This is a genomic window from Acidovorax sp. 100, from assembly GCF_003688355.1.
Classification (GTDB): domain Bacteria; phylum Pseudomonadota; class Gammaproteobacteria; order Burkholderiales; family Burkholderiaceae_C; genus Acidovorax; species Acidovorax delafieldii.
Genome location: NZ_REFD01000001.1, coordinates 528,904 through 551,765 on the forward strand (window position 1 = coordinate 528,904; position 22,862 = coordinate 551,765).

The 22,862-nt window shown below is 66.1% G+C and carries 22 protein-coding genes; 5 read left to right on the forward strand and 17 right to left on the reverse strand.

Annotation, left to right across the window (positions count from 1 at the left end):
- Window positions 1-46 precede the first annotated feature (46 nt).
- On the forward strand, window positions 47-424 hold the full coding sequence (locus tag C8C96_RS02535; protein ID WP_121941320.1) for a DUF779 domain-containing protein: 378 nt from the start codon (window positions 47-49) through the stop codon (window positions 422-424).
- A 100-nt stretch (window positions 425-524) separates the two neighbouring features.
- Here C8C96_RS02535 and C8C96_RS02540 read toward each other — a convergent pair whose 3' ends face one another.
- The gene (locus C8C96_RS02540) at window positions 525-2,495 is read right to left on the reverse strand and encodes a methyl-accepting chemotaxis protein (RefSeq protein ID WP_121941321.1); all 1,971 of its coding nucleotides are present in this window, start codon (window positions 2,493-2,495) and stop codon (window positions 525-527) included.
- Between the two features lie 320 nt (window positions 2,496-2,815).
- Between C8C96_RS02540 and C8C96_RS02545 the strand changes: the two genes are divergently transcribed.
- Both C8C96_RS02545 and C8C96_RS02550 read left to right on the forward strand, forming a co-directional pair.
- Window positions 2,816-3,256, forward strand: coding sequence for an acyl-CoA thioesterase (locus C8C96_RS02545; RefSeq protein ID WP_110960816.1), 441 nt, complete (start codon window positions 2,816-2,818; stop codon window positions 3,254-3,256).
- Complete coding sequence (locus C8C96_RS02550) at window positions 3,253-4,224, forward strand: EamA family transporter (protein WP_121941322.1); 972 nt, start codon at window positions 3,253-3,255, stop codon at window positions 4,222-4,224. The genes C8C96_RS02545 and C8C96_RS02550 overlap by 4 nt, the downstream gene beginning before the upstream one ends.
- A gap of 48 nt (window positions 4,225-4,272) precedes the next feature.
- On the opposite strand, the gene C8C96_RS02555 is transcribed toward C8C96_RS02550, so the two are convergent.
- The 12 genes from C8C96_RS02555 to def form a co-directional block, all read right to left on the reverse strand.
- Complete coding sequence (locus tag C8C96_RS02555; RefSeq protein WP_121941323.1) at window positions 4,273-5,265, reverse strand: succinylglutamate desuccinylase/aspartoacylase family protein; 993 nt, start codon at window positions 5,263-5,265, stop codon at window positions 4,273-4,275.
- Window positions 5,262-6,236, reverse strand: a complete 975-nt coding sequence (locus tag C8C96_RS02560) for a tripartite tricarboxylate transporter substrate binding protein (protein ID WP_056067894.1) — start codon at window positions 6,234-6,236, stop codon at window positions 5,262-5,264. Before C8C96_RS02560 ends, C8C96_RS02555 begins: the two co-directional genes overlap by 4 nt.
- 169 nt (window positions 6,237-6,405) lie before the next feature.
- Window positions 6,406-7,305: a LysR family transcriptional regulator gene (locus C8C96_RS02565; RefSeq protein ID WP_099731806.1), complete on the reverse strand. Its 900-nt coding sequence runs from the start codon at window positions 7,303-7,305 to the stop codon at window positions 6,406-6,408.
- A gap of 99 nt (window positions 7,306-7,404) precedes the next feature.
- Window positions 7,405-8,229: an orotidine-5'-phosphate decarboxylase gene (pyrF, locus tag C8C96_RS02570; protein ID WP_116748285.1), complete on the reverse strand. Its 825-nt coding sequence runs from the start codon at window positions 8,227-8,229 to the stop codon at window positions 7,405-7,407.
- 186 nt (window positions 8,230-8,415) lie between these two features.
- On the reverse strand, window positions 8,416-8,973 hold the full coding sequence (locus C8C96_RS02575) for a FlgO family outer membrane protein (RefSeq protein WP_056742900.1): 558 nt from the start codon (window positions 8,971-8,973) through the stop codon (window positions 8,416-8,418).
- Complete coding sequence (locus C8C96_RS02580) at window positions 8,970-9,656, reverse strand: hypothetical protein (protein WP_056067885.1); 687 nt, start codon at window positions 9,654-9,656, stop codon at window positions 8,970-8,972. Before C8C96_RS02580 ends, C8C96_RS02575 begins: the two co-directional genes overlap by 4 nt.
- Before the next feature lie 216 nt (window positions 9,657-9,872).
- A complete protein-coding gene (locus C8C96_RS02585; protein WP_056742896.1) occupies window positions 9,873-11,072 on the reverse strand; it encodes a phosphoglycerate kinase in 1,200 nt (399 codons plus the stop codon).
- Window positions 11,073-11,155: 83 nt separating this feature from the next.
- On the reverse strand, window positions 11,156-11,491 hold the full coding sequence (locus C8C96_RS02590) for an AzlD domain-containing protein (RefSeq protein ID WP_121941324.1): 336 nt from the start codon (window positions 11,489-11,491) through the stop codon (window positions 11,156-11,158).
- Complete coding sequence (locus C8C96_RS02595; protein WP_370107381.1) at window positions 11,488-12,261, reverse strand: AzlC family ABC transporter permease; 774 nt, start codon at window positions 12,259-12,261, stop codon at window positions 11,488-11,490. Before C8C96_RS02595 ends, C8C96_RS02590 begins: the two co-directional genes overlap by 4 nt.
- A 47-nt stretch (window positions 12,262-12,308) precedes the next feature.
- Window positions 12,309-13,283, reverse strand: a complete 975-nt coding sequence (fmt, locus tag C8C96_RS02600) for a methionyl-tRNA formyltransferase (RefSeq protein WP_121941326.1) — start codon at window positions 13,281-13,283, stop codon at window positions 12,309-12,311.
- A 62-nt stretch (window positions 13,284-13,345) separates the two neighbouring features.
- Window positions 13,346-13,852 (reverse strand): hypothetical protein, encoded by a 507-nt coding sequence (locus C8C96_RS02605; protein ID WP_121941327.1) that lies wholly within the window; start codon window positions 13,850-13,852, stop codon window positions 13,346-13,348.
- Window positions 13,852-14,361 carry a peptide deformylase gene (gene def / locus C8C96_RS02610; protein ID WP_056067873.1) on the reverse strand — a complete coding sequence of 170 codons (510 nt, stop codon included), beginning with the start codon at window positions 14,359-14,361 and terminating at the stop codon, window positions 13,852-13,854. Before def ends, C8C96_RS02605 begins: the two co-directional genes overlap by 1 nt.
- 199 nt (window positions 14,362-14,560) lie before the next feature.
- Here def and C8C96_RS02615 point away from each other — a divergent pair, with 199 nt between their 5' ends.
- Together C8C96_RS02615 and dprA are read left to right on the forward strand one after the other, a co-directional pair.
- On the forward strand, window positions 14,561-15,763 hold the full coding sequence (locus C8C96_RS02615; protein ID WP_121941328.1) for a LysM peptidoglycan-binding domain-containing protein: 1,203 nt from the start codon (window positions 14,561-14,563) through the stop codon (window positions 15,761-15,763).
- 79 nt (window positions 15,764-15,842) lie between these two features.
- On the forward strand, window positions 15,843-17,009 hold the full coding sequence (gene dprA / locus C8C96_RS02620) for a DNA-processing protein DprA (RefSeq protein WP_121941329.1): 1,167 nt from the start codon (window positions 15,843-15,845) through the stop codon (window positions 17,007-17,009).
- A 127-nt stretch (window positions 17,010-17,136) separates the two neighbouring features.
- Here the strand turns inward: dprA and C8C96_RS02625 are convergent, their stop codons facing one another.
- The 4 genes from C8C96_RS02625 to yajC all read right to left on the reverse strand — a co-directional run bounded on the left by C8C96_RS02625 (window position 17,137) and on the right by yajC (window position 22,842).
- Entirely contained in the window at window positions 17,137-19,536 is a 2,400-nt protein-coding gene (locus C8C96_RS02625; protein ID WP_121941330.1) for a DUF1631 domain-containing protein, read from the reverse strand.
- 17 nt (window positions 19,537-19,553) lie between these two features.
- Window positions 19,554-20,504 carry a protein translocase subunit SecF gene (secF, locus tag C8C96_RS02630; RefSeq protein ID WP_056742880.1) on the reverse strand — a complete coding sequence of 317 codons (951 nt, stop codon included), beginning with the start codon at window positions 20,502-20,504 and terminating at the stop codon, window positions 19,554-19,556.
- A gap of 12 nt (window positions 20,505-20,516) precedes the next feature.
- Window positions 20,517-22,400: a protein translocase subunit SecD gene (gene secD / locus C8C96_RS02635; RefSeq protein ID WP_099731794.1), complete on the reverse strand. Its 1,884-nt coding sequence runs from the start codon at window positions 22,398-22,400 to the stop codon at window positions 20,517-20,519.
- A gap of 106 nt (window positions 22,401-22,506) precedes the next feature.
- Window positions 22,507-22,842: a preprotein translocase subunit YajC gene (gene yajC, locus C8C96_RS02640; protein WP_015016243.1), complete on the reverse strand. Its 336-nt coding sequence runs from the start codon at window positions 22,840-22,842 to the stop codon at window positions 22,507-22,509.
- Window positions 22,843-22,862: the final 20 nt, after the last annotated feature.

A 22,862-nucleotide genomic window follows, 5' to 3' on the forward strand; every position in this document is an offset into this window, starting at 1 on the left:
AACGCGCCGCTTTTTGCTTCTTTTGCATCGCACGCTGGAGACAACCATGGTCGACAAAGTCATCGCCACCCCTGCCGCGCTGGAGTTGGTGGCCTTTCTGCAAGCAAAGCATGGCCCTGCGCTCATGTTTCACCAGAGTGGCGGCTGCTGCGACAACAGCGCGGCCAACTGCTACCTGCCGGGTGAGATCACGATGGGTGCGGGCGATGTGTACCTGGGCGACATCGGCGGTTGCCCGTTCTACATCGGGCGCGCGCAGTACGAGACCTGGAAGCACACGCAGCTCATCATCGATGTGATCGAGGGCACGGGCGGCACCTTCTCGCTGGAGGGACCGGAGGGCAAGGCCTTCCACACGCGCTCGCGGGTGTTCACCGACGCGGAACTGGCCGAACTGGACATTGCGCACGGGCCTGCGGGCTGAGCCCCGGGGCTGTTCGGCCGTCCATGACGGTCCTTCATGCCCGCTCCAGCGCATTTCGGGTCATTCAGGCCGGTAGCGCTAGTGCAATATGACGCTGCAGCTATTGAATTCGCAGCACGCCTGCGGCCGTGCGCCCGCCGCCATCGTCGCCCAGGCGGAACACCGACACCACCTGCACCAGGTCTTCGGCCTGGTTCTTGAGGCTGCTGGCAGCGGCGGCCATCTCCTCGACCAGCGCCGCGTTCTGCTGGGTCACCTGGTCCATCTGCGTGACGGCCTCGCCCACCTGGGCCACGCCCAGCGATTGTTCGTGGCTCGCGGCGCTGATCTCGCCCACGATGTCGGTCACGCGGCGGATGGCGCCCACCACCTCGCTCATCGTGGCGCCGGCGCGGTCCACCAGGGCGCTGCCCTGGGCCACGCGCTCCACGCTGGCGCTGATGAGCGTCTTGATCTCGCGCGCGGCCTCGGCGCTGCGCCCGGCCAGGCTGCGCACCTCGCTGGCTACCACCGCAAAGCCCCGGCCTTGCTCGCCCGCGCGGGCGGCTTCCACGGCCGCGTTGAGCGCGAGGATGTTGGTCTGGAACGCGATGGAGTCGATCACGCCGATGATGTCGGAGATCTTCTGCGACGAGGCGTTGATGCCATGCATGGTGTCCACCACCTGCGCCACCACTTCACCGCCCTGCACGGCCACGGTGCTGGCATTGGCGGCCAGCTGGCTGGCCTGCTGGGCACTGTCGGCGTTCTGGCGCACGGTGGCGTTGAGCTGCTCCATGGACGCGGCGGTTTCCTCCAGCGCGCTGGCCTGGCTTTCGGTGCGGGCCGACAGGTCGGTGTTGCCCTGGGCAATCTGCACGCTGGCCGTGGCCACACTCTCCGAGCCACTGCGCACATTGCGCACCACCTGCGTGAGCTGTGCACGCATCTGCTGCAAGGCCTCCAGCAATTGGCCCACCTCGTTGGTGCCATGGGCAATGGGAGCGCCGCTCAGGTCGCCCTGCGCCACGGCGCGTGACAGCGCCACGGCCTGCGACAGCGGCCCGGTCATGGAGCGCACGAACACCAGCGCCATCGCACTGGTGGCCGACAGCGTGAGCACCAGGGCCAGCGCCACCCACAGCAGGTTGCGCTGCAGCCCTGCCACGCGCGCCTGCAGCGCCTGGTCGAGGCTGGCCATCGACAGGTTGTTGAGTGCGTTCAGCGCCTCGATGGTGCGGGTGAACGCGTCGAAGTAATCCTTGGACGGCAGCTGCAGCTCCGTGGCGTTGAGGATGTCGCGCTCCACCATCTGCAGCGACTGCTGGATCTGCCCTTGCACGGCCTGCGCGCTGCTGCCCAGCGCGCGCTGCAGCTCGGCATTGCCCTGCAAGGCGCGGTCCAGCCCCCGGAAGGTGTCGCCCTGCAGCTCGGCCACGCGCTGCTGCAGCACCAGCAGCTGACCCTTGCCCTGGGGCGTGAGCTCGCGCTTGCCCAAGGCGCTGGCGCCCTGGGCGCGCAGCATGCCCAGCTTTTCCCCCAGCATGGGGGCCTGCGCCAGCGAGGCCTGCACCAGCGCGTGGGTGTCGGCCTCGGGGTCGATTTGCAGGCCATAGGCATGCACCAGCGACTCATTGAGCTGCAGCAGCGTTGCGATGAGCTGGGTATGCTGCGCGGTGCTTTGCGCCTGTTCGATGCTGCGCGCGGCCACGGCCTGCTCCAGGGTGCGCCAGGTCTGCTGCGCCTGGGTCCAGGCCGCCATCTGCGCGGCGGGCACCTTGGCGGCGGCAAAGCGGGCGCTCACGTCGTCCAGCGCGGTGTTGACCGCATCACGCGCGGCGGGGCGGCGCGCGGCCAGCGACTCGTCGCCCCCCAGCATGCCCACCGACAGGCCCCGGTGCACCTGCATGCGCTGCACCAGCAGCGTGAGCGCCTGGGCAGGGGCCACGCCCTGCGCCTCCAGGCGCGCGTGGTCGATGGCGTGCAGGGAGTCGCGCACCACCAGATACGTGGGCAAGGCACTCATCATGAGCCCGATGGTCCCCAGGATGAGGAATTTTTCGAGCAGATTCAACCGGTGAAGCAATGACATGGCAATGGACGCAGGCCACACGGCGTGCGCTTTAGAGTAGGCCCCAGGGGCGGGTGTCGGCACCGCCGACTGGAGGGCGGCCCCTGTGAACCTGAGGACGATCGCATGGGGAAATCGTCCACCGGCACCGAGGGCCAAACGGAATGGTTCTCAATGTAGGGACGCGTTTGCAGTAGGGTTTTGACTCAGGTCAAGTGACGCAGAGCTTCGCCCATGCGGCCGCATCGCGAGCGCTGGGCTGCGTTCGGGGACGGGTGGAGGCTGCGGCCACCGGGGCGCTGGAGAATAATGAACGCCTCCCCATCCTTTGGAGCCCCGGCATGCACTCAACCACCCTGCGCTTCCTGGCGTCCCAGACCACGCTGCCCCAGGCAGGCCGCATCCCCGGCGGCACGGTGCTGCGCTGGGTGGACGAAGCCGGGTTCGCCTGCGCCAGCGCCTGGGCCAAGGGCGCCTGCATCACCGAGTTTGTGGGCGGCGCCCACTTTGTGCGCGCCATCCGCCCGGGGGACCTGGTGGAGGTGCACGCGCGCCTGGCCTACACCACCGACACGAGCATGTGCCTGGCGGTGGAGGTGCGCAGCGGCGCCGTGCACGGCGCACCGCTGGAGGACGTGGTGCACTGCGTGGCCGTGTACACCGCCGTGGATGCCAGCGACCAGCCGCGCACCGTGGACAAATGGAGCCCCGAGACGCCCGGCGACATTGCACTGGCCCAGCGTGTGAAGGCGCACATCGACGCAGCGCGCGCGGCGCAATGAGCGGCGCTGCACCGACCGCAGCCGCCACCAGCCCGCTGCGTGCGCGCGACCTGCTCGCAGCGCTGGTGGTGGTGATCCTCTGGGGCGTGAACTTTGTGGCGATGAAGTGGGGGCTGCGCAGCTTCAGCCCCTTCCAGTTGGGCGCCGCGCGCTACCTGTGTGCAGCGCTGCCGCTGGTGCTGCTGGTGCGCCCACCGCGCATGCACTGGCGCTGGGTGCTGCTGTTCGGCTTGTTCCAGGGCGTGGGGCAGTTCGGCTTTTTGTTCATGGGACTCAAGGTGGGCATGACGGCCGGGCTGGCCAGCGTGCTGCTGCAAACCCAGGTGTTCTTCACGGCGCTGCTGGGCTTTGCGCTGTTGCGCGAGCGGCCGGGGCTGCCGCTGCGCGTGGGCATGGGGCTCGCCGCACTGGGGCTGGTGTGTTTTGCGATGAACTATGTGGGCCCGGGCTCCGGCGTGGGGGTGGCGGCGGCCACCACGCTGGCGGGCCTGCTGCTCACGCTGTGTGGCGCGGCGATGTGGGCGTCGTCCAACATCGTGGCGCGGCTGGCGCAGCAGCACAGCCCGGGGTTTGACCCGTTGGCCTTTGTGATCTGGAGCAGCCTGGTGCCGGTGCTGCCGTTCATGGCGCTGTCCGCCCTGTTCGACCCTGACGCCGCGCGCTGGCTGCAGTGGCAGACGCTGGCCAGCGTGCCGCTGCTGTCATGGGCCGCCGTGGGCTACCTGGGCTGGGCCGCCACCATCGTGGGCTACGCGCTGTGGACCAACCTGCTGCAGCGCTACCCCGCCAACCGCGTGGCGCCCTTCAGTCTGGCGGTGCCAGTGGTGGGCCTCACCGCAGGCTGGCTGCTGCTGGACGAGGGCGTGGCGCCCTGGCAGTGGGCGGGCATTGCGCTGGTGGTGGCCGCGCTGGCCTGTGTGGTGCTGGGGCCCCGACTACAAGCCAAAATGGCCGGTAGCGCCAGTTGAATATGCCGCAACAGCTATCAATTAGATAGCATTCAGCCACCACACCGGCTACAGTAACCTGCGCCGCGCAAAGCGCACCACGGTCACCCCGGCACGCGCCTGGCGCACCGAGGGCATGACCAGCACGCAGTCGTCGTACGGCGTCACCACCGGCACGCCGTCGTTGTCGCCAATCACCGTGCCCGCCTTCTCGAACACTTCCAGGCCCGTGTACGGCGCCACGAAGCGGAAGGCGCTGCTGGTGGCAACCACGGGGCCGGTCACCTCCAGCGCCCACTGGCGCGGTGCGTCGGGCAGGCGCCAGCCGGGCAGCTGCTGCGCCAGCGCGTCGGCGCTCAGGGCACCGGACTGTTCGATGAAGCGCACACACTGGTCTTGCGCCACGGCGCGGCTGGCCGGGTCGCCATGGAAGCCACATTCGATGAGCAGCGAGCGGGTGCCGTTGTCGTCCAGGTCGCCAAACCGGCCGTAGTCGCGCATGCGCACGCCGTCCTTGTGGCCGGCGTCCACCACGATGTGCTCGGGCGAGCGCATGGCACGCGCCAGCGCCAGGTTGCGCGGCTGGATGCCAGTGAGCAGCAGCGGCGCCGAGGGCTCGTGCATGGAATGGATGTCGAGCAGCCAGTCGGCCTGCGCCACCCACGGGCGCAGCGCGGCGGCGCGGCGGCGCTCGTTGGTGTTGGCCGCATCGATGCGCTCGTCCAGCCACTGGCGGTTGAGGTCTTCGTCGGTGAAACGCGAGGCGTCGTGGTTGCCGGGGTCAAACCGGTCGAAGGCGTCGAGGTTGCAGAACGCAAGCGTGAGCGTGCCCTGCTGCGGGCGCACACCGGCGTCGAGCAGGCCTTTGAGCGCCCAGGCGCCGCACAGCTCGTTGCCATGCACCAGGGCGCTGATCATCACGTGGCGGCCGGGCCGGCCCGAGTCGAAGTGCCACACGCCTTCGGTGCCGGTGTTGCCTGCCCGCCAGGCGCCGATGTCGGGAGCGGGCAGCGCAAACACCAAGGGTTGCACGGATGCGGGGGGGAGAGTACTGCTGCTCATTCTTCGATCTTGGCGAATTCAACAATCTTCTTGTACTTGGCCACTTCGGTGGTCAGGAACTGGTCGATGTTCACGGTGGGCGAGGCCACGGTGGACCCGCTGGCTTCCATCTTCTTGCGGAAGTCCGGCGATTGCAGGCTGTCGGCCAGTGCCTTCTTGAGCTTGTCGGTCACCGGCTTGGGCAGGTTGGCCGGTGCCATGAGCGCAAACCACACGCTGATGTCCACGTTCTTGTACTGCGGCGACTCGGCCAGCGCCGGGATGTCGGGTGTGGTGGCGGAGCGCTTGGCCTCGGTGGTGCCCAATGCAATCACCTTGCCGCTCTTGATGTGCGGCAGGCCGCTGGAGAGCACGAACACGCCGTACTCCAGGTTGTTGCCCATGAGGTCGCTGGTGAGCGGCGCCACGCCCCGGTAGGGGATGTGCGTCATGAACAGCTTGCCTTGCTCCTTCACGGCCTCGCCCGCCAGGTGCAACGCCGTGCCCACGCCCGAGCTGCCGTAGCTGAACTTGCCGGGGTTCTTGGACACCTTCTGCGTGAACTCCGCCATGTTCTTGACGCCCGCGCCGGTGGAGGCCACCAGCACCAGCGGCTGGGAGGCAATGAGGCCGATGGCGGTGAAGTCCTTGATGTCGTACTTGACCTTCTTGGTCACGAGCTTGTTGATGGCGATCTCGTTGTTGGCGCCCACCAGCAGGGTGTAGCCGTCGGGTGCGGCGTTGGCCACCTTCTGCGCGCCGATCGCGCCACCGGCACCGCCCAGGTTCTCGATCACCACCGGCACGCCAAGCTTGTTGCCCAGCTCGGTGGCCACCGTGCGTGCGGTCAGGTCGGTGCTGCCGCCGGGCGGATAGCCCACCACGATGGTGATGGGCTTGCTGGGGTAGGCGTCTTGGGCGATGGCAGGGGCAGCGAGAACGGCCAGGCCGCACAGCAGTGCAGCACGGCGCAAGGGACGGACGGTGGTCATGGTGAAACTCCTTGGCAAAGGCGTGGGGCTGAATGGGGCGGGTGAGGTATGGATTGGATTGTGAAAAACCGGCCCCTGGCTGTTGGTGCCAAAACGGCACCAGGTCGTGCTGATTCGCGATGCCTACCACGGGGAAACCCGCAGGTCTCTCCCCGTGGACACGCGCTCATCAGCGCTGCGCCAGGGCCTTCCACAGCGCCTCGGCCAGCGGCCCCAGGCGGCGCTTGGGGCGGTACAGGCGCACGTCAAAACGCACCTCCATGCGGGCGTCACCCGCCAGCGCGAGCCGCTGGGCCTTGCAGTCGGCAAACACCATGGACCAGGGCAGCCACGCAACGCCCAGGCCTTTTTGCACGTATTCGTAGTGGGCGTCGGCCGAGTCGCACTCCACCACGCGCTGCAGCCGGGGCGCATGGGGGTTGTGCGCCAGGTGGTCTTCCACCAGCCGCCCCAGGGCCAGCTGGGGCGCGTAGGCCAGGTAGGGCACCCGCGTGGCGTCGGGCCCGAACCGGTGCAACGCCTGCCCCTGCGCCGTGGCGCGCGAGACGGGCACCAGCCGGTCGGAGGCCACCGTCAGGTGCGTGAACTGCCGCGCATCGAGGCGGATGGCCAGGGCCGGGTGGTGGTACACGAGCGAAAAATCGGCCTCGTTGCGCTCCAGCATGCCCACGGTGTCGGCCAGCGCCCGGGTGCGAATGCACAGCTCGCCGCCTTGCAAAATGGGCTGCAGGCGCACCAGCCAGTCGGCCACCACGGTGCGCGCCAAGGTGCGGCCCGTGGCCAGGGTCACGGTGCGTGCCTGCCGCCCGGCCAGGCTTTGCAGCTCTTCATGCGACTGGGTGAGGCTGCGGGCCAGGTGGCCGGCGGTCTCCAGAAAACTCTGCCCCGCAGGTGTGAGGGTGACCGGGCCACCGCTGCCGCGCTCCACCAGCGGCGTGCCAGCCCAGGCTTCCAGCGCACGAATGCGGCGGCCAAACGCGGGGTGGGTGACATGCCGCAGCTCCGCCGCGCGGGTGAAGCTGCGCTCCTGCGCCAGCACGATGAAGTCTTCCAGCCATTTCAACTGCATCGTCGGCTCCTGAAGGGGCGGCTGTCCGGTTGGTGGGCCGGTGCCTGGGCTGTGCCGGCCCCGTTAGAGGACCAGACACCGCAGTCGGAGTGAGAGGGCTCAGCCCCGGGCAGCTTCCAGAACGCCTCGGGTGCGCATGGCTTCGGCACGCGCGGCCGCAGCAAAGTCCTCGCCTTTGGACGCGTAAAGAATGGCCCGCGACGAGTTCACGATGATCGGCCCGTCACTGCGCAGCCCGGCGCGCACGGTGGCGGCGGCATCACCACCCTGGGCGCCCACGCCCGGAATCAGCAGCGGCAGCGTGGGCGCGATGGCACGCACGCGCTCGATCTCCTGCGGGTAGGTGGCGCCCACCACCAGGCCGAGCTGGCCGTTCTTGTTCCAGGGGCCTTGCGCCAGACGCGCCACATGCTCGTACATGAGCGGCTGGCCCTCGACGCTGGCCAGGCGCTGGGTCTGCAGGTCGTCGCCGCCGGGGTTGGACGTGCGGCAGAGCAAAAACGCGCCCTTGCCGTGGTAGGCCAGATAGGGCTCGATGGAGTCGAAGCCCATGAAGGGCGACAGCGTGACGGCATCGGCACCGTAGCGCTCGAAGGCCTCCTTGGCGTACTGCTCGGCCGTGGAGCCGATGTCGCCGCGCTTGGCGTCCAGGATCACCGGCACCTGCGGTGCGTTGGCCCGCATGTGCTGCATCAGGCGCTCGAGCTGGTCCTCGGCACCATGCGCGGCAAAGTAGGCGATCTGCGGCTTGAAGGCACACACCAGGTCGGCGGTGGCGTCCACGATGGCCGCGCAAAAGTCATAGATCTTGCGGGGGTCGCCCTGCATCGCGGCGGGAAACCGCGTGGGTTCAGGGTCCAGGCCCACGCACAGCAGGGAGTTGTTCTGTGCCGTGGCGTCGCGCAGCATGTCGGTGAAGTTCATGGGGCGTGATTTTAGGTGGGTGGGCACGGGATGCCCCCGCCGGGGACCGTGATCGTCGAGGAGAGGCTCTGCGAAGCGGAGGTTTCGGGCACCCCGGGGTGTGCCGACGGGCAACAAAAAAGGCCGTCGAGACGGCCTTTTTTGCGGTAGCACAGGGAGCAACAAGTCCCTGGTGAGAACGAAAGATCAGCGGGGCACAGCCAACAGGCGTTGCACGTCGCGGTCGTTGGGCAGCGCGTAGTCGTAGCCACGCACGATGCGGCTGTCTTCGGTGCGCACGAGCTTCAGGCTCACGTAGGTGTAGTTGGCGGCCGCAGAGTAGGTACCCACCAGCACCAGGGAGGCATTGTGGTTGCGGGCAATGTCCTTGATCTCACGCGACAGCAGCAGCTCGCCCTGGCCTTCGCGCACGAACACGTCACCGCGCAGCTTGATTTCCTTCACGTTGAAGCCGCTGGCAGCCATGCTGGTGGCGTACTGCTCGGACAACGTGCGGCCCAGCGGGGCGGCGCGGCTGAGGTCGTTGACGTTGACCACGGTGGCCACGAGCACGGGCCCGCCACCCAGCGAGTTCATGTCGAAACCGGTGGTCAGCTTGGTCACCGCGTCGCGGCTGCTCTGGATGAACTGGCTGCTGGCGGCTTCCTGGTAGGTGGGCTCGACGCGCACCGGCGCAGCGTTGTTGGCGCAACCGGCCAGCACGACGCCGGCCAGCACCGTCAGAAGAAGTGCGGGGGTTTTCATTGCGAGACAACCTTCATGTTGACGTTCTTGTACGAGGGGCGCGTGAACAACGGGGTGTCAGCGTTTTCCAGGTAGTACACGTCGGTCTTGCGGGCCAGGTACTGGCCGCCGCGCGTGACGGTGGTGGTCAGGATCAGCTCGGTGTTGGTCGGGCCACCGGAGTTGATGCTGTTGGCATAGTCGGCGGCGATCGACAGACCCAGGCCCGCGGCCAGCTGGGCGTCGATGTGCTCATGGCGCAGGCCGTAGGCGGCAAACAGGCCTGCAGCCAGCATGGTGAACTGACCAGGGATGAAGTGCGGGCGGTCGCTGTTGTGACGCACGACCTGGATACCGTAGGAGACTTCCAGGGCCTGGCCCAGGTTCTGCTGCACCACGGCGCCGTTCTGGACCAGTTTGGTGATCAGGAACTCGCGGAACGCGGTCTCAAACTGCGTGGCATTGGCGGGCAATGACACATGCAGGGGGGTGTTGGGGGCCACGCCGGCCTTGTCCAGGGTGCTCAGCGTCTGATTGACCACATCGCGCGAGACCAGGTCCCAATGTCCGGCGGAGCGAACCTTGGGCTGCGAGGTGTACTCGAAATTTTCCGCGACGGGAATAGGCGCCCTCTGTGCGCACCCCACCAAAGTTGCCACAGCGCCAGCCAGCACGGCCAAGCTGATTGCCTTTGAAAACGACATGATTCCCTCCTACGGACTGAATTTGCGAGGATCCGAACAGATGCGACCCGCACGATTGAAAAATAATTCTGGGCGGTATCCTCAACAAAAACAAGAAAAAATTACGCTAACTACGCTCCGGCGTACACAGTTCGTTGTTTTTGGTCACAGTTGTGTGCCGATGCAAGGCATGTAAGCAGGCAGGGCCACCTTTGCGATGGCCCGCCTTGCATTTGCTTACACGGAAGCGGCTGCGCGCTGCTCCAGGATGTCGAAAGCGGGCAGCTTTTTGCCTTCCAGCACTTCCAGGAAAGCGCCGCCACCGGTGGAGATGTAACCCACCTGTTTGTCGATGCCGTACTTGGCAATGGCGGCCAGCGTGTCGCCACCACCCGCAATGCTGAAGGCCGAGGATTCGGCAATCGCCTTGGCGAGTTGCTTGGTACCGTTCTCAAAAGCGGCAAACTCGAACACGCCCACGGGGCCATTCCAGACGATGGTGCCAGCAGACTTGAGCTGGGCCGCGAGGCGGGCAGCCGTCTCGGGGCCAATGTCCAGGATCATGTCGTCGGGCGCCACGTCCGTGGCGGCCTTCACCGTGGCGGGGGCATCCGCAGCAAAGGTCTTGGCCACGACCACGTCGGTGGGAATCGGCACCTCGGCGCCACGCGCCTTCATGGCAGCCATCACGGACTTGGCGGCGTCCAGCAGATCGGGCTCAGCCAGACTCTTGCCGATGGGCAGGCCTGCCGCCAGCATGAAGGTGTTGGCAATGCCGCCGCCCACGATGAGCTGGTCCACCTTGTCGGCCAGGCTTTGCAGGATGGTGAGCTTGGTGGACACCTTGGAGCCCGCCACGATGGCTGCCAGCGGGCGCTGGGGATGCGCCAGGGCCTTGGTCAGGGCATCGATCTCGGCCGACAGCAGCGGGCCGGCGCAGGCAATGGGGGCGTACTGCGCGATGCCGTAAGTGGTGCCTTCGGCGCGGTGGGCGGTGCCAAACGCGTCGTTCACGAAGATGTCGCACAGCGCGGCCATCTTGCGGGCCAGCTCCTCTTTGTTTTTCTTCTCGCCCACGTTCAGGCGGCAGTTTTCCAACAGCACGATCTGGCCGGGTGCCACTTGCACACCATCCACCCAGTTGGCGACCAGCGGCACTTCACGGCCCAGCAGTTCGGCCATGCGCTGGGCCACGGGGGCCAGGGAGTCCTCGGGTTTGAATTCGCCTTCAGTCGGGCGGCCCAGGTGGCTGGTGACCATGACAGCGGCACCGGCGTCCAGCGCCATGCGGATCGCGGGAATGGAGGCACGGATGCGGGTGTCTTCAGTGATGTTGCCGGCGTCGTCTTGCGGCACGTTCAGGTCGGCGCGGATGAAGACGCGCTGGTTGCGGGCCTTGCCCTGGGCGCACAGATCGGAAAAACGAAGGATGTTCATGGGGGAAGGTTTCCTGGAGGGGCCGGTGGATCAGGGGCGCCATTTTAGGCGGCCCTGCTGACGCGGCCGGCCGCCGCCAGCACCTACCAGCCCCAGCCGATGTGCAGTGGCAGATACACCGCCATACCCACCAGAATGGTGCCCAGGATGCCCCGGCGCCAGAAGTAATACATGCTGGCGAACAGCACGGCCGGCAGGCGTGCGTCCATGAAGGTGTCGATCAGCTCGCCCTGCACCATGAGGATCTCGGGTGCGATGACGGCGGTGAGCGCGGCCAGCGGGGCATATTTGAGGCCACGCTTGAGCCAGTCGGGCAGGGGCAGCTCACGCTCCGGGATCATGAAGAAGGAGCGCGACACCACCGTGATCACCGCCAGGCCCACAGTGGCCAGCAAGGGATAGATCCAGGACCAGCTCATGGGTGGCGTTCCTCGCGCAGCGGCACCACATCGCCCGCCTCGACATGCTCGCGCTCCTCGGGCGGCACGACGCTGTCAGCGGGCACCAGCAGCAACTCGGGTTGGCGACGGCGGCGGTCCACGGCCTCCATCAGCAGTCCCGCCGCCACGGCAGCCGCCAGCGCCACCAGGATGTTGAGCTTGAGCGGCAAGGCAAACGCAGCAATCGCTGCAGTGGCCGCAACGCCCGTGGCGAGCCAGGTGGCCCGGTCGAACAGCAGGGACAGCAGCACGCCCAGCAAGGCCAGCACCCCCGCAAAACCCAGTCCCCAGGACAAGGGCACCGCGTTGGCCAGCAGGATGCCGGCGATGGACGGCACCTGCCAAGCCAGCCAGTTGGTGGAGGCCGCGCCCCAGAAATACGGCACCTGCTCTGGGGCCGGCCGGGGTTCCGGAAAGCGCTTCATGAACGCCACATAGATCACGTCCCCGCTGAAATACCCCACGGCCAGGCGCTGGCGCAGCGGCAGGTGCGCAAAGTAGCTGCGCCACATGCTGCTGAAAATCACAAACCGCAGGTTGACGCAGGCGGCCGTGAGCCACACCACCCACAGCGGCGCGCCCACGGACAGCAGCGGAATGACGGCGAGCTGGGCGCTGCCGGCATACACCAGCAGCGACATGAACACGGCCATGCCGACCGACATGCCACTTTTGACCATGGCCACCCCGGTGACCAGCCCCCAGGCTGCAATGCCCAGCGAGGTACCGGCCATGTCGATGGCGGCCATTCGGAAGGAGGGGTGGCGCAGTGTCCGGCCCAGCGCAACAGACACGCTCATGCAGGGTTTGCGCCCAGCACCATGCCCGGCTGCAGGTCAAAGCCGCGCAAGAAATCAGCCGCCGCCAGCCGCTTGCCCCCCGCCCGCTGCAGCGTGGTCAGGCGCAACGCCGTGCCGCTACCGCATGCGACGGTCACTCCCGCGCCATCCGCAGCCAAAATCTGCCCGGAGCGCTGGTCAGATATGCCTTGAACGCTATCAATTGCATAGTTCCAGATCTTGATCGTCTCGCCGTTGCACTCGGTGCTGGCCCCCGGGAAGGGATCGAACGCGCGAATGCGCTGGCAAATGACTGCGGCAGGCAGTGTCCAGTCGATCGTGCTCTCGGCCTTTTCGATCTTGTGGGCGTAGGTGATGCCGTCTGCCGGTTGCGGCACAGCAGTGAGGCCACCGCAGGCGGCCAGCTCCAGCGCCTCGACGATCATGCGACCGCCCAGCGCGGCGAGGCGGTCGTGCAGGGTGGCTGTCGTATCGCCCGGGGCAATAGGCAGGCGCTCGGTCAGCAGCATGTCTCCCGTGTCCAGCCCTGCATCCATCTGCATGATGGTGACGCCGGTTTCGGCATCGCCTGCCTCGATGGCGCGGTGGATGGGGGCGGCGCCGCGCCAGCGCGGCAGCAGGCTCGCGTGGATGTTCAGGCAGCCCAGGCGCGGTAGATCCAGGGTCCACTGCGGCAGGATCAGCCCGTAGGCGGCCACCACCATCACATCGGCCTGGGCTGCGAGCAGGGCTTCGCGCGCCGCAGCGGCATCCTCGGGGTATTTGCCATCCAGGCGCAGGCTGCGGGGCTGTGCGACAGCAATGCCGTGCTCCAGTGCGCATTGCTTTACAGGCGAAGCCTGCAGCTTCATGCCACGGCCAGCGGGGCGATCCGGTTGCGTCAGGACCAGTGGAACGGTGAAGCCTGCAGACAACAGCCGCTCCAGGGCCACACGGGCGAATTCGGGGGTACCAGCAAAAATGACTCTCATGAAAGCAGATAGCGGCTCAGGTGGGCGCGGGACTCAGTGGCCCAGCGGGACCACCCATCCAGTCAATCGCGCGCGTTGTCAAAATTCGGCAGTTCATCGGTGAACAACACCTGGCGCACCACCCCTTGGCGATCCAGGTGTACATGGGCCTGTCGCAGGTCCGAGTTCTGCCGGAAGCGGTAGGTCCAGATATCACCATCAAAGCGCGCCACCTGCTCGACACGCAAGGGCATTCCGAAGGTGTTTTGCAGGTCGGCACGAGTCCAGGTGCCCACGGGCAGGTTCTCGAATCGCTGCTGCGTGAGCACCTGCTCGTTGCGCACCAGCCGGCCGCTGGCATCAAAGTCGAGGTTGTAGGCGGCAAACCCGGCGGGCAATTCCGAGTACAGCAGCCGCTCGCCTGAGGGCAGCGCTATCGTGGCGGTTGGCGGGCCCAGGCGAGCGATCACTTCGGCCCGCAAAGCGCCGGGCCGTTCGCGGGCCGGCAGCACACAGCCCGCCAACTGGCAAGCCAGCGCCACCAGCGCCAGCACTCTGACGCCCCAGCGGACGCAGAGCGCTGCGCGCATCACCCGCGCGCCTCCCGCTGCTGCTTGACCATCTTGGTCTTGATGCGGTTGCGCTTGAGGGGAGAGAGGTATTCCACAAACACCTTGCCCATCAGGTGGTCCATCTCGTGCTGGATGCAAACCGCCAGCAGTCCGTCGGCCTCGATGACGCGGGACTGGCCCTGGGCGTCCAGCGCGCGCACATGCACCGCGTCAAAACGCTCCACGCCGTCATAAATGCCAGGCACCGACAGGCAGCCTTCTTCGTTCAGGTGCTTTTCGGCGCTGGTCCAGACCAGCTCGGGGTTGATCAGTACCAGGGGCTGGTCGCGCTCCTCCGACACGTCGATGACCACCAGCCGCTCATGCACATCCACCTGGGTGGCCGCCAGGCCAATGCCGTGTGCGTCGTACATCGTGGCCAGCATGTCGGCCACCAGCGTGCGAATGCGGTCGTCCACCGCCTGGACGGGGCGGGCGACCTTGTGAAGCCGGGGGTCCGGGTAACAGAGAATGGGAAGGATTGCCATGGCTGCAGGTAAGAGATGTCGCTATTTTCGCCACTTTTGCGGCCTACTGCCGCCTTGCGAGCCAATAATCGTTGCCGAATCAAGGGCTTGAGCAGAGAATCTAAGAAGCTTTGTAACGTATTTGCCCGGCCGCACGCCTGCTTTGTGCGCCAAGGTGCCAGCGAGGGGGCGTTTCCCAATGCATGAGAAAAGGAACAACATGACGGCATTCACCAGCGTGCGGCGGACCGCCCTGGGCGCGCTCACGATCATTGCTGGCGCCCTGCTGGTCATGCCGGCCCAGGCGCAGAACTATCCCATCTCCAGCGGCCAGCGCGCCACAGCGCAGCAGGTGTCCGAGCGGGGTGTACCGCTGGAGGAGCTGGCGCCCAACGCCCCAGACACCTACACCGTCAAGCGGGGCGACACGCTCTGGGGCATTTCGGGCATGTACCTCAAGCGCCCATGGCGCTGGCCCGAGCTCTGGGGCATGAACCTCAAGACCATCCCCAACCCGCACCTGATCTTTCCTGGCCAGACGCTTTACCTTATCAAGGAAGGCGGCTACGCCCGCCTGAGCACCAGCCGCTCCAGCGAACCCGAGACCGTGCGCATTTCGCCCCGCACCCGCAGCGATAGTTTGGCTGATTCCGCGCTGCCCACACTCAAGCAGCACCTCATCGAGCCCTTCCTGGTCGAGCCGCTCGTGGTGGACGAACAAGTGCTGCTGAGCGCCCCACGCGTGATCGCAACCACGGAAGAGCGCGTGCTGATGGCAGCGGGTGACCGTGTTTATGTGCGTGGAGACGCCGCGTCGCCCATGCTGGCAGAGGCGGGCGAACCCCGGTATTACCGTGTGTTCCGCAATGCCGTGGCGCTCAAGGACCCCGTCACGGCCGAAGTGCTGGGATACGAAGCCCAGTACCTGGGCAAAGCGGAGCTGGTGCGTGGCGAGTCGTTCGAAGAAATTCCAAACGGCAAGGGTGGATACACGGCGGAGTACATCCCCGCCACTGTGGATCTGTCGGCCACCAAGGAGGAAGTCCGCGCGGGCGACCGCCTGCTGCCCGCACCCGCCCGCCCGTTCCTGAGCTACACCCCCCGCGCCCCCGAGATGGAAGTGGACGCCCGAGTGGTGTCCATCTATGGCAGCTCGGCGGTGGCCTACGCGGCCCAGAATCAGGTGGTGGCCATCAACATGGGTTCGCAGGACGGACTGGAGCCCGGCCATGTGCTCAGCCTGCTCACCAAGGGCGACCGCATCAAGGACATGACCGACAGCAACAAGGCAATGGTCAAGCTGCCCAGTGAAGTCAACGGCACCGCCATGGTGTTCCGCACCTTCGAGCGCGTGTCCTATGTGCTGCTGCTGGAAATCCGCAACGGTGTGCGCGTCGGCGACCGCTTGGTCAACCCCAAGTAACGCTCAGGGCCGGCAGTTCCTATCGCCGCGCGGGGCTCCTTCGCTGCGGTAATCAGGCTGCCGCGCCGCATTGGTATCCATGGACCACGACGAGCTCGGTGCCTGGCTGCGGCTGACCTTAACGCCAGGCATTGGCAACGGTGCCGCGCGGCGACTGCTGGCACGCTTTGGCTTGCCGCAATCCATCTTTCAACAGACCGAAGCCGCCCTGCAACTCTGTGTGCCCGCCGTACAGGCCAAGGCGTTGTGCGAGATTCCGCAGGGGTGGGAAGCCCTGTGGCAGACCACCGCCCAATGGCTTGCCAGTGCTGTGCCACAAGGCCCCGCGCGCGCCATCGTGAGCCTGGGCGACCTGCGCTATCCGCAGGCCTTGCTGGACACGGAAGATCCACCGCTGCTGCTCTACCTCATGGGCCCGGCATCACTGCTGGAGCACCAGCCTTTTCCCAGCGATCGCTGCCTGGCTGTGGTCGGGAGCCGCAATCCCACCGCCCAGGGTGCAGAGAACGCTCGCCTGTTTGCCCGGGCGCTGCACAGCGCAGGCTTGACCATCGTGTCGGGGCTTGCGCTGGGGGTAGACGCTGCTGCCCACGAAGGCGCGCTGGACTCGGCGACGCCCCCTTGCGCAAGGGCCGCCACCATCGCCGTGGTGGGCACCGGGCTCGACCGTGTGTATCCGCGCAAGAACCTGGACTTGGCCCATCGCATTGCAGCACTCGGACTGATCGTCAGCGAGTACCCCCTGGGTACTCCACCGCTGCCAGGCAACTTTCCCAAACGCAACCGCATCATTTCGGGCCTCTCGCAGGGCACGCTGGTGGTGGAAGCCGCACTGGCATCGGGCTCGCTGATCACAGCCCGCATGGCGGCCGAGCAGGGGCGTGAAGTGTTTGCCATTCCAGGTTCCATTCATGCACCGCAGTCACGCGGCTGCCATGCGCTGATCCGTCAAGGCGCCAAGCTGGTGGAGTCTGCCCAGGATGTGCTGGAAGAACTCAAGATCCCCGCCACCACTATGTCCGGCCTGCCCCACGAAGGCGCGAACGCCGGGGGAGTTGCCGTATCGGACGGCACCGAAGACCCCGTGCTTGCCGCCTTGGGTTACGACCCCATGGGGCTGGATGCACTGGTCGCCCGCACGGGCATGGGCGCATCGGCCCTGCAGGTGGCCCTGCTGGAACTGGAACTCGACGGCAGCATTGCGCGGTTGCCGGGGGGGTTGTTTCAACGGGTCGGCAGGGGCTAGCTGATCGCTCCGGGATCGCCCGGTGCCAGAGGAGCGCAAGGGATGCCAACACGCATCCCGGATAAAAGCGCCTGTTGACGATCTCAAAGGAGATCTCACACAGGCTCTGAGCAACGCCTGCGGGGGCTCAGTCCAGCAATCGTTCCGGGTTGGCGTCCAGCTTGGCCAGGGCATCGCGCGTGGCGCGCAGCGTGAGTCCTTCCTCGTCCTGGGCCACCAGCAAGCCAGCCTGCAGGTACGCCGCCAGGCGGCGCAACTGGATCAGGTAACTGCTGCCATCCACCGCAGCAAACAAGTGCAACTGCTTGCGCTGGCTTTGCCAGGCGTACTGCACCTGAGCCGATGCGCCGTTGTGGTCCAGCGTATACCAGGTGCCAGGCTGCAGATCCTGCGCCCAGGCCACCATGGCATCGTCCACCGGAGCACCGTTGTCAGCAATCACGTGGATGGACGAGGCGTCGATGCCGAGCATCATCTCGATGTTGTCCGCATTGAGCGGCATGTCACCCAGTGTGGCATCACTGATGAAGTCTTCGAGGTTGGCCAGGCGTTTGGCCATGGCATCGATGTGCGCCTGGGGAATGGACGCCGTCTTGGACAAAAAGGCGTCGGCCAGGGTGTCTGTCAACACTTTGACCTGCGCATCCTGCGCCGCGCCGTTCACGCCCAGCAGGGTCAGCCCTTGGCGCAGACGTTGCAGCAGCGCGGGCAGGTTCTGGATGACCTGGGCCCGGTCACTGCGATTGGGTTTGGCGCTGGCGGCCCAGACGAGGTCTGCTGCCGTGCGCTTGAAGGCCACCGTGTCGGCATGTTGAGGGCCATCACGCACGGCCGAAAGCGCCAGCACCTCGGCCCAGGTCTTGAACAGGAACTCGCGGATCTCGTCGCGCACCGGCATGTCGCGCAACATGGTGCGCAGCTCGATGGTGTACTGGATCGCCAGCGTTTCCCGTTGCTCGACCTGCTGGGCGACGCTTACCAGGCGCGAAGTGACCTGCTTTTCGGTCAGGAACTTGGCCAGGAATTTCTCGAACTCGTCATAAACGAGCTGGAAGACGCGGCGTCCGGTCTCGGGGTACTGCTCGATCACCTGCACCACACGGCGAATCTCGGCTTCCAACGCGCTGCCATTGATGCTGGTCGCGTCAAAACCGAGTACGCAGGCACCCATGCGGTCGATCAGCTTGCGGGCGGGATGGTCGAGATTGCTGAAAAATTCGGGCTCAGCCAAGGCCACACGCAGCACCGGCACCTGCAGCCGGGCAAACCACACCCGCACAGCGGGCGGTATCCGGTCCTCTGCGAGGATGCTCTGGAACATCAACGCCACCACCTCGATGATGGCCTTCTCGCCCGAGGTGGTCGCTTTCTTCTTGAGTTCAGTGGAGCGCTCCCGCACGGCGCCCACCAACTGGACCACGGCTGCAGGGCTGTAGTCCTCCATCAGCGTGGCCACGCCGCTGTAGTAGGTGTCCGCATGCACGCGGTGCGCAGTGAGTGCATGGGCCAGCGCGGCCGAAGCGGGGGGCGCATTCACCATGTCAAAGCCGGTGGCGGGCTGCGTGAGCAGCCGCCGCAACTGCCCCATCACACCCTGCGCACGCTGACGTGCCCGGGCGAGCGGCGTCATGCCCGTGGCAAAGGCCGTGGGCATTCCGTGTTGTGGCCGGGGGTAGCCGCCATGTCCGGGGGGCGGCATCTGCGTGCCCGGTGGCCCCATCGGCCGAGCCCCAGCGGGCACGCCGGGAGGCTGCTGCACTCCTCCGCGCGCTGCCATCATGGCCTGGCGGGTCTGCGCCAGGGCCTGCGAAGCCAAACCTCCAGAACCCGAATCGCCCCCGCCACTGCCCGTGGCGGTGCCCCCCTGCGTGCGGCGCACCTTGGATTTGAGATCGACCTGCGGCGTGATGCCCTGCTCTACGTAGAACACGTTGACCGCCTGGTAGTGCTTCTGAAGCAGGTTGGCCAGCTCGCGCTGCAGGGGGTCCACCACGGTTTGCAGGTCCGTGCGGGGTAGACCTGCCTCCACCCATTGTTCCACCAGCAACAGGCATACGGTGTCGGGTCGCAGGATGTCGCTACTGTCCAGCTCCTGCCCCTCCAGCGACTGGGTGCGCTGGCGCAAGGTGTCGAACTGATGGCTGACCTGCTCGTTCACCGTCAACGCCATGCGCGAGGCGAGGATCTTGTTCTCGACCACATCGTCGCTGAGCAGCTCGAACTGACTGAGCCCACCACCACCAGCCGCCAGCTGGCCACGTGTAGAGCTGACGTGGGGAGCCAGCGCCTCTTGCCAGGCCTTGCCGGCGCGCTCCGTCCATGCGGAATGTTTTTGCTGGTACTGCAGCCACGCATCCCGGCGCGACTGCATCTCGCGGGCTGTGCCCGTCTGGTTCATCAACGCGGTGAGGAAGTCCTGGACGGTCTTGTCCAGATCCACCAACCCTCCACAGATCCCCTCTACAAACCGCTGGCGCGCCTGGCGGGCCAGGCGGCGTTGCGGAACAGAAGGGGGCGTGGTGTGCATGAACAGATATTAGCGGGTCAGACGGTAGCTCCGGCATGGGGATCGTTGGGATCCCCCTCCTTTTTGGCGGGCTTGACGAGGTCCTCGCGCTTGACGCCCAGCCACATGGCAATAGCCGCCGCCACGAACACCGAGGAATAGATACCGAACAGGATACCGATGGTCAGCGCCAATGCAAAGTAGTGCAAGCTCGGGCCGCCAAAGAAGAACATCGACAGCACCATCGCCTCGGTGGAGGCGTGGGTGATGATGGTTCGACTCATCGTGCTGGTGATGGCGTGGTCGATCACCTCGTGCGTGGTCATCTTGCGGTACTTGCGGAAGGCCTCGCGGATCCGGTCGAAGATCACGACCGATTCGTTCACCGAGTAACCCAGCACTGCGAGCACGCCGGCGAGCACCGACAGCGAGAACTCCCACTGGAAGAACGCAAAGAAGCCCAGGATGATCACCACGTCGTGCAGGTTGGCAATGATTGCAGCGACGCCGAATTTCCACTCAAAGCGGAAGGCCAGGTAGATCACGATGCCCACGACCACCATGGCCAGCGCCATCAGGCCGCCGTGCACCAGTTCCTCGCCCACCTGCGGGCCTACAAATTCGGTGCGACGCAAGGTCACTGCGGGGTCTGCAGCCTTCAAGGCGCCCAGCACCTGCTCGCTCTGCTGTGCGGACGTCACGCCCTTTTGCACGGGCAGGCGGATCATCACGTCACGCGAGGTGCCGAAATTCTGCACCTGCACGTCGGGGTAGCCCAGTGCGGCCACGGTGTCGCGGACCTTGGCCAGTTCGGCGGGCTGGCTGTAGGCCACTTCCATCACGGTGCCGCCCGTGAACTCCACCGACAGGTGCAGCCCACGCGTAAGCAGGAAGAACACCGCCAGAGCGAAAGTGATGAAGGAGATCGCGTTGAAGACCAACGCGTGCTTCATGAAAGGGATGTCTTTGCGGATACGGAAGAATTCCATGGTCTTCCTCCTTTAGTTCGTCTTGGCCACAGCACTATCGGACTCAGGCTTCCACACCTGACCGATGGCCACGCTCTTGAGCTTCTTCTTGCGGCCGTACCACAGGTTCACCAGGCCACGCGAGAAGAACACGGCCGAGAACATGCTGGTCAGGATGCCGATGCAGTGCACCACAGCAAAGCCACGCACCGGGCCGGAGCCAAACGCCAGCAGCGCCAGGCCCGCGATCAAGGTGGTCACGTTCGAGTCCAGGATGGTGGCCCAGGCACGCTCATACCCTGCGTGGATGGCCGCCTGGGGCGACACACCCTCGCGCAGTTCTTCACGGATGCGCTCGTTGATCAGCACGTTGGAGTCAATCGCCACCCCCAGCGCCAGCGCCATGGCAGCAATGCCGGGCAGCGTGAGCGTGGCCTGCAGCATGGACAAGATGGCCAGCAGCAGCAGCACGTTCACCGCCAGCGAGACGGTGGAGAAAATGCCGAACAGTGCGTAGTAGATGCACATGAACACCGCAATGGCCACCATGCCCCACACCACGCTGTGGATACCGCGCTCGATGTTGTCGGCGCCCAGGCTGGGGCCGATGGTGTATTCCTCGATGATTTCCATGGGCGCGGCCAGCGAGCCAGCGCGCAACAGCAGGGCGGTGTCGTTGGCCTCGGCCGTGGTCATGCGGCCCGAGATCTGCACGCGGCCGCCACCGATTTCGGAACGGATGACAGGGGCCGTTACGACCTCGCCCTTGCCCTTTTCGAACAGCACGATGGCCATGCGCTTGCCCACGTTCTCGCGCGTGATGTCCTTGAAGATGCGGGAGCCCTTGGCGTCCAGCGTGAGGTTGACAGTGGGTTCCTGCGTCTGGCCGTCGAAGCCCGGCTGCGCATCGGTCAGGTTTTCGCCGGTCAGGATGACCTGCTTCTTGACGATGACGGGCTGGCCGTTGCGTTCCAGGTAGCGCTCGGAGCCGAACGGCACGGGGCCGCGGCCTGTCTCTGCCGAACGGGCTTCGGTGCCCTCGTCCACCATGCGCACTTCCAGCGTGGCGGTGCGGCCCAGGATGTCCTTGGCCTTGGCGGTGTCCTGCACGCCGGGCAGCTGCACCACGATGCGGTCCAGGCCCTGCTGCTGGATCACGGGCTCGGCCACGCCCAGCTCGTTGATCCGGTTGTGCAGCGTGACCATGTTCTGCTTGAGCGCCTGCTCCTGCACGCGGCGTGTGGCTTCGGGCTTGATCGAAGCGCGCAGCTTGAACTCAGTGCCTTCTGGCGTGGTGGTGACCTGGAGATCGGCGAACTGGTCGGCGATCAGGTTGCGCGCGGCCGTGGCCGTGGCTTCATCGCGCACCTTGATGTCGATGGACTGGCCGTCGCGGCTGATGCCGCCGTGGCGGATGTTCTTGTCGCGCAGTGCCGTGCGGATGTCACCCGCATAGGACTCGGCCTTCTTGGTCAGCGCCGCCTGCATGTCCACCTGCAGCATGAAGTGCACGCCACCGCGCAGGTCCAGCCCCAGGTACATAGGATTGGCGTGCAGGGCCTTGAGCCACAGCGGCGAACGCGACACGAGGTTGAGGGCCACGATGTAGGAAGGGTCGTTGGCGTCAGGCACCAGCGCCTTCTGGATGGCGTCCTTGGCCTTGAGCTGGGTGTCGGGCGTGTCGAAACGCGCGCGCACCGAGTTGCCCTCCAGCGCCACAAAGTCAGGTGTCACACCGGCGGCCTTGAGGGCTTCTTCCACCCGCTGCTGCACGGCGGTATCCACCTTGATGGTGGCCTTGGCCGACGACACCTGCACAGCAGGCGCTTCGCCAAAAAAATTGGGCAGGGTGTACAAGGCCCCCACCAGCAGCACGATCACCAGGATCGCGTACTTCCAGACCGGATAACGGTTCATGATCGCGCTCTCACCTCAGTTGTGCAGGCGCCCTACGCGCCAGCGCCCCCTGACCCCGCGCCCGGACGGGCCGGGGCGCGCAGCGCCTCAGGGGGATGTTCATGGATTACTTTACGGAGCCCTTGGGCAGCACCTGCACCACAGCGCTGCGCTGCATTTGCACTTCCACGCCACTGGCGATCTCGATGTGCAGAAACCCTTCGGACAGGCGCGTCACCTTGCCCACGATGCCACCGGCGGTAGCCACTTCATCGCCCTTGGCGATGGCGTCGATCATGGCGCGGTGTTCTTTCTGGCGCTTCATCTGGGGGCGGATCATGACGAAGTACAGCACCACAAACATGAGCACCAGGGGCAGCATGCCGGTCAGAGAGGACATGATGTCACCGCCGCCAGCGGCTGCGGCAGGTGCGGTTTGGGCGAAAGCGGAAGAAATAAACACGGACTGGACTCCACAACGGA